We start from the raw sequence: 14,367 nt of genomic DNA, 5'->3' as shown, positions 1-14,367 counted from the left end.
CTTACTCTTCCATCTCTGATAACAGGCGCTGCATTTCGTCCAGGGCTTCGTCGGTCGAAGGCCCTTGGGGTTTCTCGATCTGCTCGGCAAGACCGGCGATCGTCGGGTTATGGAACAGGCTGCGCAGCTCGATCCTGATGCCGAAACGGCTCTCGACCTGGGTCATCAGGCGCATCGCCAACAACGAATGCCCGCCCAGCTCGAAGAAACTGTTGAACACCCCGACTTGCGGCACCTCAAGCAGGCTCTGCCAGATGTCGGCCAGTTGCTGCTCCAGTTGGTTACGCGGCGCCACGCCCTGTACAGCGATGGGCTGCGGTGCCGGCAAGGCCTTGCGGTCGATCTTGCCGTTGGCATTGAGGGCAAAACGCTGCTGCTCGATAAAACCGGCCGGGACCATGTAGCCCGGCAACAGGCCTTCGAGATACCGCCGCAGGGCCACTTGATCAATGGGGCTCGGAGCTTGTAGCCAAGCGAACAGGCTTTGACTGCGCGGATCGATCATCACCACGGCCTCTTCCACGCCCGGGTAACGACGCACCAGCGATTCGATCTCACCGGGCTCGATGCGGAATCCGCGCACCTTGACCTGGAAGTCGCTGCGACCGACATACGCCAACCGACCGTCACCGCGCCGGCGTACCAGGTCGCCAGTGCGGTACATGCGGCTGCCAGGTTCGCCGGCATAGGGGTCAGGCAGATAGACCGCGGCCGTTGCGGCGGCGGCATGCTGATAGCCACGGGTAACCCCGGCGCCCGCGATATACAGCTCTCCGGTAGTGCCCAGCGGCACCGGACGCAGCATTTCATCGAGCACATAGCAGCGGGTATTGAGCAGCGGCGAGCCAATATCAGCCACGCCGGACGGCACCTCCTGCAACGCCTGCGTGGTCGACCAGACGGTGGTTTCGGTCGGACCGTAGGCGTTGATCAGTACCACGCCCCGGCTACGCAGCTCGGTCACCAGTTCGCCCGGAACCGCCTCACCACCAATCAGCCCGCGCACTGGCGGCCAGTCGGCCTGCCCGGTTTCCAGCAGGATCTGCCAGCCGGCGGGTGTCGCCTGGAACACCGTGGCCCGGCGCAGCAAGGCAAACAGTTGATGACCATCGACGACCTGCTCGCGACGGGCCAGCAAGATGGCTGCGCCGTTGACCAGCGGCAAGAACAGTTCCGGCTTGCACATATCGAACGCGTAAGTGGTACTGGCCAGCCAGACATCCGCAGCGCTGAGTGGCAACTGCCGATCGAGACCGGCCAACAGGTTGCTCAGGTTCTCGCGTGTGACCTGCACACCTTTTGGTGTACCGGTCGAGCCCGAGGTGTAGATCACATAAGCGCGTTGCTGTGGGTTGACCGCCAGCATCAGGTTGTCGGCGCTGCATGCCTCCAGCGACAACTGATCGAGCCAGACGTTGTCGACACCGCTCAAGGCATCGCCACACTGACTTTCGCTGAGCACCAGGGCCGGCCGCGCGTGCTCGATGATGAAGCGCAGGCGATCTGCCGGGTGTTGCGGATCCAGCGGCAAGTACGCCGCGCCAGCTTTGTGAATAGCCAGCAGGGTTGGCAGCAACCAGGGGCCACGACTCAAGCAAACGGCAATCAGCTCATCGGTGCCGACACCCTGTGCACGCAGCCAATGGGCCAGGCGATTGCTGAGGGCATTGAGCTGGGCATAACTCAATTGCTGATCCTGGCAATCGACCGCCAATGCCTGGGGCGTCAACGCCACCTGGCGCTCGAAGCGGGCAATCAAGTCCACTTCGCGGTGCAGCACCTCGGCTGCCTGGTTCCATGGCCGCTGGGCCAGGGCATGATCGGCGTTGGCCAGGTCGATGTCCCATAGGCGCGCCTGTGAGTTTTTCAGCATGCCCTCGAGCAGATACAGATATTCGTCGGCATAACGTTGCGCCGTCCGGGCCAGGAACAGGTCGGTGTTGTACTCCAGCACACATTGCCAATCGTCACCGTGCTGCTCGATGTGCAAGCCGATATCCACCAGGGCGCTGTCACTTTCCACATCCAGTCGCTGCGCCGGCAAGCCGGCGAAACGGTGCTCATCCTTTGCGGCGACATCGCGCTGGATCAGGTTGAACAACGCCTGGAACAGCGGTGTGTGGCTAAGGTCGCGGCGCACTTGCAACGCCTCCACCAGTCGCTCGAAAGGGACGTCCCCATGCTGCTGTGCAGCCAGGTGAGTGGCTTGCAGTTGCTGCCAGAACTGTTCGACCGGTTGCTGGGCATCAATGTGACTGCGCAGCACCTGGGTGGTCGCGAAGTAGCCAATCAGGTTGTCGGTGTGGGCCTGATGGCGATGGGCGACCGGCAGGCCAATCCAGATTTCACGCTGGCCCGAGTGTCGGGCCAGGAGAACTTTCCAGGCTGCAAGCAACGGCGCGAACGCGGTCAACCCATGGCGTTGCGCGGTCTCGCGCAGCGCCTTGACCAGGGTTGCCGGCAGGCTGAAGCGCAGGCGCTGGCCTTTGTAACCTTGCTCCGCGGGGCGTGGCATGTCGGTCGGCAGGTTCAGCACCGGCGGCTCCCCTGCCAGGCTCCGACGCCAGTACTCAAGCTGCGATTCGATACACGCTTGCCCCGCAGGACTCTGCCAACTGGCGGCGATGTCAGAAAACTGCAGCGGTAGTGGCGGCAAGCAAGCGCCGCGCCCTTCCAGCAACGCCTGGTAGATCAGTTGCAGTTCATTGAAGAAGATTTCCAGCGAACGGGCATCGGCGATGATGTGGTGCAAGGTAACCTGCAGCACACTCAGGCTTTGGCCCTGGTACACACGCACTCGCCACAGCGGGGGCGCCGAAAGGTCGAAGGGACGCTGTGCCTCTTGACTCAGTTTCTGCGCAAAAACTGGCGAATGCGCGTCAATCTCCAGAGGCTCGAAGCTCAACGGCACCGCCGTGAGCGCCTCGACCTGCTGACGTGCGCCCTCGGACGTTTCGCTGAATACCGTGCGCAAACTGTGCTGGCGACTGATCAGTTGCGTCAGTGCCTGCTCCAGCAACGACGGTTGCAGCGCCCCCTCCAGACGCAAGGCGAGGGACAAATGGTAGGCCTGGGTATCGCCCTGCAAACGATCGAGGAACCACAGCCGCTGCTGGGTGAAATGCAGCGGTGCCAAGGGTTCTGCAAAATGACGCAAGACGCCCTCGGCCTCAATGCCCGTCGCCGCCAACTGCGCCGCCAGATCCCGCAGGACCGGCTGCTCGAACACCGTGCGCAAAGGCAGGCGCCGGCCATGCTGTTCGGCCATTCGCGCCACCAGACGCGCTGCCAGCAGAGAATGGCCGCCCAAGGCGAAGAAGTTATCGTCGGCACCCACATCGGTGCAGCCCAACAGCTCCTCCCAGAGCTTGGCCAACGCCTGCTCCCATTCGCCCGAAAGCGCGCCACTGTGGCGGTTACGCTGTACCGGCGCCGGCAATGCCTTGCGGTCAACCTTGCCGCTGGGGCTCAAAGGCAGGGTGTCCAGGCGAACGAACTGGCTCGGCAACATGTAGTCCGGTAATTGCGCGCCGAGCGTCTCACGCAAGAGCGCTTCATCCAGCGGGTCGCCTGCGTAGTAAGCCACCAGACTCGCTGTTTCGCCGCCACCCAGCAGCACGACAGCCGCTTCGCGAACCCCGGGAATACGCGCCAGCAGCGCTTCGATTTCACCCAACTCGATTCGGAAGCCGCGCAGTTTGACCTGGAAATCCAGACGCCCCAGGTAATCCAGGCCGCCCTGGCTGTTACGACGAACCCGGTCACCGGTGCGGTACATACGGGCGCCAGGCACGAAAGGATCGGGCAGGAAAGCCGCCGCGGTCAGTCGCGCCGCCGCGAAGTAACCACGACCGAGGTTGGCCCCGGCCAGATACAGTTCACCCGGTACACCTGCGGCCACTGGCTGCAGATCAGCATCAAGGACATACGCGGCGGTATTGACCACTGGTTGCCCGATCGGCACTTCCACACCCGCCTCACCACCGCTGCGTACTTCAAAAGTGCTGTAGACCGTCGCTTCTGTCGGCCCGTAACCGTTAATGACCCTGGCGCCCCTGCCCTCGATGGCTTCGGCCAATGCACACGGCAAGGCCTCCCCACCGGAAACGGCACGCACGCCTTGCCAACTGCGCGAGGTGTGCGCCACCAGCATCCGCCAGGTCGCCGGAGTGGCCTGCATGACCGTTGGTTGTCCTGTCATCAATAGCTGATCGATCGCTTGGGGATCACGCGCCTGCTCGCGATCAGCCAACAGGATGCTGGCGCCATGCGCCAGAGGCAGCAGCAATTCGACAATGGCAATATCAAAGGTCGCGGTGGTCAATGCCAGCACCCGATCCCGGGCCGTCATTGGCAAGACCTGGTCCACGGCCAGCATCAGGTTCATCAGGTTGCCGCGGCTGATAGCCACGCCTTTGGGCTGGCCGGTGGAACCGGAGGTGTACAACACGTAAGCGAGCTGCTCCGCCACCAATACCGGAGCCTTGTAGCGGTCGGCAGCGCTCATCGCATCGATATCAAGCAACGGCACGCCACTGTTCCACTGCGCCAACACCGCCAGGCTCGCGGCAGTGCCCAGGCACAGTTTGGGTTGCGCCGCCTCAAGAATGTAACGGCCACGCTCCGGTGGCGTGTCCTCGGCCAACGGCACATAGGCAGCGCCGGCCTTGAGGATCGCCAGCATCGCCATGGGCAGGCGGGCATCACGAGGCAGGCTCAAGGCCACTCGATCTTCGATGCCAACGCCATGGGCCTGCAAAGCCGTCGCCAGTCGTTCGGCGGCCTGATCCAGTTCGCCATAGCTCAGGCGCTCATTGCCGGCCAGTACGGCGACCGCGTCGGGTTGGCGGGCAACCTGATGAGCAAAGGCCTGGAGGATGTCCTGATGACCGGCCACGCGGTGCCCCTCGATTCGGGCAAGACCCCGTTCGGCGGGTTGCCATGCCAGCTCACCCAAGGCCTGCCCTGGCTGCTCTAGCAACGCATCAAGCAATGCCAGATATTGTTCGGCCATCGCTTGCACGGTCTGTTCGCGGAACAGATCGCTGCTGTATTGAAGGCTCAGGCTGATGCCATGCTCGCTGTCCCGCACGTCCAGGTGCAGGTCACACATTACGCTGTCCGGACGATTGTCCAACGGCTCGGCGATCACATCGGTCAGCTCAAAACGCTCCAGGGCGTTGCCCGGAAAGTAGTTGAACATGGCCTGGAACAGGGGGTTGTAACTTACCTGCCGGACCACACCAAGCTGTTCGATCAGGTAATCGAAGGGCAAGTCCTGATGGGACTGAGCCGACACCGACAACGCCTGCAACTCGGTCATCAGTTGCAGCAGACTGCGCTCGCCCGACAGTTTTTTGCGATACACCAGCGTGTTGACGAAGCAACCGACCAGGGGCTGCAGGACCCCATGGTGCCGATTGGCAACGGGAACCCCGACCAGAATGTCGTCCGCGCCGCTGCGGCTGCGCAACAGCAGCTGAAACGCGGTCAGCATCGGGATGAAATTGCTCCAGCCATGACGAGCACTGAACGCGCGCAAGCGTGCCGCCAGGGCCTCGGGCACGCGCCGTTCAACACGACCGCCAGCCTGGGTGGCCTGGGCAGGACGAGGAAAATCGGCCGCCAGCTCCAGCACCGGCAACTCGCCGGCCAACTGCTCGCGCCAATAGGCCAGTTCCTGCTCACAGGCCTTGCTGGTCATCCATTGGCGTTGCCAGAGTGCATAGTCGGCGTATTGCATCGACGAGGCTGACTGCTCCGTCACCAGGCCTTGCCGCAAGTTGCGGTACTGCTTGCACACACCGTCGATGATCAATTGCAGGGACCAGCCATCGGCAACGATGTGATGGCAGTTCAACGACAGGACAAATGCATCCGGCGCCAGGCGATAGAGTCTTGCACGCAGTAACGGAGCCGTTTCCAGAGAGAAAGGCGTCATTGCATCCTGACGCAGCAAGTCGTGCAGCGCCTCTTCGCTCTGCACCTCGATCAAAGGCATCTCAAGCTCGGTGCGGGCCAGGATCACCTGGCTCGGCCCTTGAGCTTCGCCGATAAACCCGGTGCGCAGCACTTCGTGCTGATCGACCACGGCCTGCAGGGCAGCCTGCAGGTCGGCGACATGCAACTCGCCGGTCAAGCGCACGGCACCGGCCAGGTTGTAGGCGGGACTTTGCGGATCCAGTTGCTGCAGAAACCACAGGCGCTGCTGGGCAAACGAAAGTGGCAGCTTTTCAGGGCGCGGCAACAGCGTTGGCGACAACTTGACCGTGCTGGCCCGACTTTCCAGCCAATCGGCCATGGCGGCGATGGTCGGGCGCTCGAACACCACGCGCAGAGGCAAATCCCTGCCACTGAGTTTGCCGATCAGGCCAATCAGTTGAGTGGCCAGCAGCGAGTGACCGCCTAGCTCGAAGAAATTGTCCTCGACCCCGACCTGACCGAGCCCCAGCACGCTTTGCCAAGCCTCGACCATCTGCCCCTGCAACTCGCTGCTGGGCGCAACGTAGCGGGCCTGACTTTGCGCGGCGAAATCCGGCGCGGGCAAGGACTTGCGGTCGATCTTGCCATTGCCATTGAGTGGAAAGCGCTCCAGAAACACAAAAGCGCCCGGGGTCATGTACGGCGGCAGGTTACCCAGAACATGCTCGCGCAGGGCCTCGATGCTTGCCTGTGCATCCGCCACCACATAAGCCACCAGGACCTTGGAACGTTGCTGGTCATCACGAGCCACCACCACGGCTTCCCGTACGCCGGGGTAACGGGTCAGGCAGGCTTCGATCTCGTCCAGTTCAATACGGTGCCCGCGGATCTTGACTTGGTGGTCGGTACGGCCGACGTATTCAAGATCACCATTGGGCAGGAAGCGCGCCAGGTCGCCAGTGCGATAGAGACGGGAACCGTCGTTGGCAATCGGGTCCGGCAGGAACACCGCCGCCGTGCGCGCCGGGTCGGCCATGTAGCCGCGCCCGACGCCCACCCCGGCCACGAAGATTTCCCCGACCGCGCCGGCCGGTATCGGCTGCAGGTCGGCATTGAGCAGGTACAAGCGATTGTTCAATGTGGCGCGACCGATCGGCACATTGGTGCGCTGCTCAGGCAAACGCTCGAGCAACGGATGAAAAGCCACGTCATCGGAGCATTCGGCCGGCCCATAGGCGTTCATCAACGGGATGGCGGGATAACGCTCGAACCAGCGACGCGCCAACGCCGGCGGCAACGCCTCGCCGGTGGCCAGCACCCAGCGCAGGGACGAACGCTCGAGCCCCGCGTCGAGCAGGCTCTGCATCAACGACGGCACGGCCTCAAGGATACTGATGCCGTGCCGTTCAATGGCTGAAGCCAGCGCCTCAGGATCCTGCACGACGCAATCGCCGAGGATCACCGTGCGCGCCCCCAGCACCAGGCCGGCGAGGGTTTGCCAGACGGAAATGTCGAAGCACTGCGGCGCGGTCTGGGCAATCACGTCGGTCGCATCGAGCCCCAGCCCCGGCAGTTTGCCGAGAATGTTATTGAGCATGCCCGCATGCGCCACCATGGCTCCTTTGGGCGTACCGGTGGAACCGGAAGTGAAGATGCAATAGGCCAACGAGCGGTCGTGAACCGGGATGTTCAACGCGTCATCGCTGTAGCTGCTCAACACCGCCGGATCGTAGAGCACCGGTTGGGGACGCTGCTCAAGGTAGTCCAAAGCCTCCATCGCCAGCTCGCCCTGCCCTGCACTGTGAATCAGCAGTGGCGTTCGACTCTGGCGCAGGACCTGCGCCAGCCGCTGAGGCGGGTTGCGTGGGTCGAGCGGCAGCCAACCGGCACCGGCCTTGAGGGTGGCGACAATCATCACCACCAGGTCCAGGCCTCGCTCGTCGAACACCGCGACCAAATCGTCGGACTTGACCCCCTGCGCCCGCAAGTGCCGGGCCAGACGGTTGGCGGCGCGGTTCAACTGGTCGAAGGTCAGGCTTTGCTCGCCGTGAACCATGGCAATGCGCTCGGGCGTCTGGCGAACCTGTTGCTCAAACCGCTCGATGTACAGCGGTTGCAGCAGTTGTTCATTGGCCGCCAGACCACCCCCGGCCCAAACTTGATGCTGGTGGGCAATCTCACGCTCATCGAGCATCGCCAAGTGGTGCAAAGGGGTCTCGGCGTTCGTGTGCAGGGCATCACCGATGTTCAGCAACAAGGTGCGGAAGTGGCGCAGCATCTGCTCGACTTCTTCGCGCAGGAACCAGTCGGTCTGGTAGGTCAGTTGCAAATGCAGCCGCTCACCCGGGACGATCACCACCGTGATGGGATAGTTCGTATGGGTGCGGTTGGCCATGTCGCTGATCAGGTAGTCCAGTTGCCCCTGGCGCAAGTCGGCGGCAATGGGGGCGTTCTCAAAGACGAACAGGCTCTGGAACAAATCCTGACGCTGTACTTCGCTCCAGCGCTGGATCTCGGCCAGGGACACACTCTCGTGTTCGCGCAGGCTCAGGTTCTCGGTCTGCAAGGCCTTCAGCCATGGACCCAGCGCGTCATCCGGGCGCCAACGCCAGCGCAGCGGCAAGCTGTTGATGAACAGACCGACGATGCTTTCCATGCCTTGCAGGTGCACCGGGCGACCGGCGACCGTGATACCGAACACCAGGTCGCGATCACCGCTGTAACGCGCCAACAGCAAAGCCCAGGCCCCCTGCACCAGGGTGTTCAGGGTAATGCCGTGCTGGGCCGCCGCGCTTTGCAGTGCCTGGGTTTGCTCAAGCTCCAGATGTTCGACACAGTCCTCAACGGGCTCGGCGGCGCCCTGAATGCGCCCGACATGACCGAAGCCAAATTCATTGGGCGTGTCGAAACCCGCCAGGCGCTGTTGCCAGAACGCCTGATGATCTTCCGGCTTCTGGGTTTCCAGCCAGCGAATGAAATCACGGTATGGACGCGGCGCCGGCAAATTCAGGCGGCGACCTTCCTGGGCGGCGCGGTAGCCGTTGAGGAAGTCCATCATGATGATCGAGAAGCACCAGGCATCCATCAGAATGTGGTGATAGCTGCGCACGAACTGGTAGGTGTCGGGCGCCAGCTTGTACAGCCTGACTCGCATCAGGGGGGCCTTGGTAAAATCCAGTCCCTGGGCGCGTTCTTCGCTGAGCAACTGCTCCAGGCGATCCTGCTGCTCGCCTTCGCTTAGATGCGACCAGTCCTCATAGGTGATCGGCAATTCGACCTGCTTGTGCACGACCTGCATCGGTCGCTTCTGCTGCTTCCAGACAAAAGAGGTGCGCAGCAACTCATGGCGCTCCACCACCTGCGCCCAGGCCTGACGAAAAGCGGCCAGATCGAGATTGGGCATGACCATGACATGACGGTATTGCAGCAGGTACATACCCTTGCCAGGGTGCAGCAGGCTATGAAACAGCAGCCCCTGCTGCATGGGAGCCAGCGGGTAAATCGCTTCGATATTGCGCGAAAGTGCTTTGACCTTATCGTTCATGCTGACGGTATCCGAACCTGTAATGTAGGGGGGCGCAATAGATGTCACTGCTCGAGTTGTTCGAGCAGCCCCAGGAACTCATCGTCGGACAAGCCGGAGTCGGCGAAGTCCGAAGCCGTGGCGCGACCGGCCGTGGGGGCCAGGCAGTGCTCCAGCAAGGCCGCAATACGCTGCTGGAATTGCTGCGCCAACTCGCGGACCAACGCTGGCTCGTGGACCTGCGGGGCATAACGCCATTCGATATGCAGCCGACCTTCGTTCACCAGCGCGGTGACATCCAGCAAGTGCGTACGGCGGGTGCTGTCGGCGCGCATGCCCGGGCAGATCGGCCGAGCCAATCGCCAAAGGCTGGACGCATCGAGCCATTGGTCGACCCGCCCCAGGTAGTTGAAGGTCAGCAGCGAGGCCGCCCCCAGGCCATGGGCCGGGTCGAGGCGCAGCAATCCGTAACCCATGCCTTGTTCAGGTACGCGGCGCAGGGCTTCCTTGGCGGCGATGATCGAGTGTTCGCAATCCCATGAGGTGTCGACGGCCAGCGGATAGCGGCTGGTATGCCAACCAATCGAGCGGGACAGATCGGGGCTCTGCTCCCAACCGCTGCGACCGTGGCTTTCCAATTCGAGGGTGACGCGCTCCCGCCCCTGCCACTGGCCGATGGTTCCGGCCAGCGCGGCCACCAGCAGATCCTGGACCTGGGTGCCGTACGCCCCATGACAATCGCCCAGTAACACCTGCGTCTGCTCAACCGACAATTGCGTGTCCAGCGTCCGGCTCTCACCGTACAAGCTGACCTGTGCAGGTACGACGCCCTCGGCGGCCAGCTGCTCGTGCCAGAAATCCACCTGCGCCACTACATCAGGCTCACCGCGGTGGCGCTGCAACGCTTGGCTCCATACATGGAAACCTGCCGTGACGGCGGGCAGAACCATGTCCGGTTGCAGGTACAGTCCTTCCAACTCTTGCAGCAGAACCTGCCACGACACCGCATCGACCAACAGGTGATGGGCCGTGCAAAGCAATTCCCGGCTGTGGGGGAAATACACCCAGCGGATCAGCGGTGCCTGGGCCAGGTTCCAGCCCTGCTGCGAGCGTTGCAGCAGCGCTTCGGTCAAGGGTTCTTCCACAACCTGGAACAGCGCTTTGACCTGTTCCTGGGAAAAGCGCTGATAGCGTTGTTGCCAGCCCTGCGCCGATGTTTCAAAGGTCAGGCGCAAGCTGGCGTGGCGCTCAAGCAACGAGCCCAGGGCCTGGGTAAACCGCTCCTGATCCAGTGGCTCGTCCAAAGCCAGCAACAGCGACTGGTTCCAGTGTTCGGCCAGGTTTTGCTGCTGGGCAAAGAACCAATCCTGGATCGGCGTCAAGGCGAAAGCCGTGGTGGGCTCAGGCCCGTCGCTGGCAGGCTGCGCATTCATCGCGCCAAGGTCCACCACCTGCTCGGCCCAGCCGCGCACGGTGGGGTATTCGAAAATCTGCTTGGGTTTGAGCTGCAGACCCTGTTGCTTGGCCCGGGCGATGATCTGCAAACTCAGAATCGAGTCGCCGCCGACCGAGAAAAAATTGTCGTCTACCCGCAGATCCGGGTTATTGAGAATCTCCCGGGCGATTTCGAGAAGGCGCTGCTCGAGGGTCCGCCGTGGTGTCTGCACCACCCGGGCCAAGGCTCGCACGCTTTGCTCGGCAAACAACTGCTTGGGTGTCATCAGAATCTGTTGCTGGCGTGCCAGGGCAATGATTTGCAGGCCAAGAATGGAGTCGCCACCCAAGGCAAAGAAGTTGTCATCAGGCCCCACCTCGGGGTTGCCGAGCATCGCCCGCCAGATGTCCAGCAACGCGGCTTCCACGGCGCTCAAGGGCTGATCGCCCAACGGCCCTGCCCCATGCAGCGGCGCCGTCGCTTGCTCAGCCAGGCGCAACAATGCCTGACGATCGACCTTGCCGTTGGGCAGCAAGGCGAAGCCGTCGAGACAATGCCACTGAGTCGGTTGCATGTAGTCCGGCAATTGCCGTTGCAGCGCCGTCTGGATTTCGGCCAGTGCGGCCGACGGCGCGACCAGGAAGGCTACCAGTCGATTGCCCGACAACGGCGTGGGGCTGTTGAGCACCCTGACATCGCTGACATGAGGCATGGCGCGTAACTGTGCCGCGACTTCCGCCGGCTCCACCCGGTAGCCCCTGATCTTGACCTGCTCATCGAGGCGACCGAGAAACTCCACCTGCCCCTGGTGATTGAGTCGCACGCGGTCCCCAGTGCGATAACCGTGCTCACCAAAGCGTGCGTGATCGGCATCGGTGGCACTGAGATACCCCTGAGCGACGGTCGCCCCTTGAACGTACAGTTCACCGCTGACGCCGATCGGCAACAGAGCGCCATCAAACGAGCGCACGCTGACCTGGACATTGGCCAGTGGCCGCCCCAACGGTGCGGCACCGCTGGCATCGACCTCATGGGTCAGCACCCCGACGGTGGTTTCGCTGGGTCCATAGTGGTTGACGATGCGCAAATCCGCGCTCAAGGCACGCAAGCGTGTCACCAACTCGTGGCTCAGGGCCTCGCCGCCCACCACCAGGCATCGACGCGGCAACAGCCGCTGCGGGTCTTTGGCGATCAACAAGGCGTTGAGGTGCGACGGCACGATTTTCAACAGGTCGACGGGCTGGTGTTCAAGCACGGCAGCCAGTTCCTCGGCGTCGAAGGCCAGTTCCTCGGCCAGCAGGCGCAGACAGCGGCCGCTCAGCAGTGCGCCGAACAAGGCCGTGTGGCCCAGGTCGGTCGCACAGCTGGCCAGACTCGCCAGACTCGCATCGGCCGGCAGCTTCAGGCGTTCAAGGCAGCCGGTGACGTAATGAATCAGATTGCCCTGGCTGACCTTTACGCCCTTTGGCCGGCCGCTGGAACCCGAGGTGTACACCACGTAAGCCGCAAGATCGGCCGCCAGGGCCGCTCGCAAAGGTGACTCACTGGACAATTGCACAGACGGCAACGCCAACCACCGAACCTGCTCAGGCAACCACTCGGGTCGCGCGCCCTCACTGATCCACACCTTGGGCATTGCATCCTGACAGATAGCCTGCAAACGCGACGACGGCCACTGCGGATCGAGGGCCAGGTAGGTCGCGCCACACTGCCAGGTTGCGAGCATATGCATCACCAACTCACGACTGCGCGGCAGGCACAAGGCAATGCGCTCACCGGCCAGGCTCGAAGCCTCCTGCAAGCGTTCGCCGCGGGCGACCACAGCACGTCCCAGCTCGGCATAGCTGAGCGTACCCTGCTCATCCTGAAGAGCAATCGACTGGGGCTTGCGCTCACACTGCTCAGTGAACGCCTGCCAGGCGTTGCTGACGGCGACCGACGCATCCTCCCCGCTCAGGAATGACTGCTGCTCGGGCACCAACCACTCGAGCTCGGCAAACGGCCTTTTGGGCTGTTCGATCGCCGCGAGTGCCAAGGCGACGAACTGATCCCGGTAGCGCTCAATCGTTTCATGGCGGTACAACGCCTTGCTGTAACGCCAGCGGCAGAGGAACCCCTCCTCCTCGTCGATGATCACCATGTTCAGTTCGTGGGCCGCGCCGCGCTGCTCCGACAGCAAGCGGTCGACGTACTGCTCGAAAGGCGCAATGCGTTCCTTGTTCAGCGTGAACATATGTTGGAACAGCGGCGCCCGGCCCACCTGGCGCGGTAAATCCAGTTGCTTGACCAGGCGCGAGAATGGGTAATGGCGGTGCTGCAGGGCTTGCTTGACGGTGGCATCTACCTGCCTGGCCCAGTCGCCGCTGGACAGATCCCGACGCAGACGGCAGCGAATCGGCAGCGGATTGACCAGGTAGCCCGGCAGATTGACGTGCTCGCGTCGCAAGCGCCAACCGCTGGGCGTCCCCAGGACGAAATCGTCTTGGCCTGACAGCACGCCGAGAAATTGCTGGAACAGTGAGAACCACAGCACATACGGCGTCACTCCCACCTCTCGGGCTACGGCGCGAAACCGTGCCGTGGTGGCCGGATCGAAGCGGACCGACAACTCCCCACCTTTGAATGCCTGATTGCTGCCGTAGGGAAAATCCGTCGGCAACTCCAGCGTCGGCGCTTCGGCCAGTTGTGCCTGCCACCAGGCCAGTTCCACGGGCTCGGCCGCTTCGCTGCGGATGTGCAGATCACTGCAGTAGTTGCGATAGGCGTCGGGATTCACGGCGGGCAGCGGCTGATCGTTGATCAATGCGAACAGCTCATTGAGCACAATGTAGAACGTGGCCAGATCCGCCGCGATGTGATGAATCACCAATAGCACGGTGTGCTCGACATGGCCGTCGCGTGCATTGCTCAAAAGGACGACCCGACTGACGTCCCCCTCTTCCAGCTTGAAGGGAAGATCGGCCGACTCAGTGATACGTTGCTGCAACGTCTCTGCGCCCGCGTCTTGCAGGGCCACACACTGCAACGGCTGGACCCGCTCGCGGTGGCTCCACTGCAACAACTCGCCGTTGCGCTCGGCATAGGCCGTGCACAACATCGGATAGCGCTGCTGGACCGTCACCCAGGCGTCCTGCAGGCGTTGAGGCAAGTCTTGGGTAACGAACTGCGGCTTGATCCGTCCGGCATAGGCAATGTTATAGGCGCAGCTGTCAGGCTCCAGGCGCTGAAGGAACCAGAGCGCCTGCTCGTTATCCGTCAGGGGCCGGGCAGCAAAATAATCGGGGTGCTGTTGCAGCCACTGCAGAATTTCGGCGTCGCGTGCATGGAGCTCGGCATTGAGCTCATCATCCAGCGCACCTGGCGATCCGTGCGTAACGATCAATTGACCTTGGGCTATCGATAGGCGAATTCCACGCAGCCAGCAGCGATGCATCAGGCGATCGAGCATTTGATGTCCTTGATTGTACTTGTTCGAAATAGGCCGCCC

At 62.7% G+C, this 14,367-nt stretch carries 2 protein-coding genes; both read right to left on the bottom strand.

All coding sequences use genetic code 11. The annotated features are described in order from the left end of the window. Position 1 precedes the first annotated feature (1 nt). Positions 2 to 9,466, bottom strand: a complete 9,465-nt coding sequence (locus BLO97_RS02565; RefSeq protein ID WP_092344764.1) for a non-ribosomal peptide synthetase — start codon at positions 9,464 to 9,466, stop codon at positions 2 to 4. 44 nt (positions 9,467 to 9,510) lie between these two features. After that, positions 9,511 to 14,328, bottom strand: a complete 4,818-nt coding sequence (locus BLO97_RS02560) for a non-ribosomal peptide synthetase (protein ID WP_092344762.1) — start codon at positions 14,326 to 14,328, stop codon at positions 9,511 to 9,513. Positions 14,329 to 14,367: the final 39 nt, after the last annotated feature.

Source organism: Pseudomonas sp. NFACC05-1 (genome assembly GCF_900100135.1).
Lineage (GTDB): Bacteria > Pseudomonadota > Gammaproteobacteria > Pseudomonadales > Pseudomonadaceae > Aquipseudomonas > Aquipseudomonas fluorescens_Q.
Note: the sequence above shows the minus strand (reverse complement) of the source record. Positions and strands in the feature narration are given on the sequence as shown.

Coding starts and splice junctions, on each gene's coding strand:
- BLO97_RS02560 (WP_092344762.1), bottom strand. CDS start 14,328: ATGCTCGATCGCCTGATGCATCGCTGCTGGCTGCGTGGAATTCGCCTA.
- BLO97_RS02565 (WP_092344764.1), bottom strand. CDS start 9,466: ATGAACGATAAGGTCAAAGCACTTTCGCGCAATATCGAAGCGATTTAC.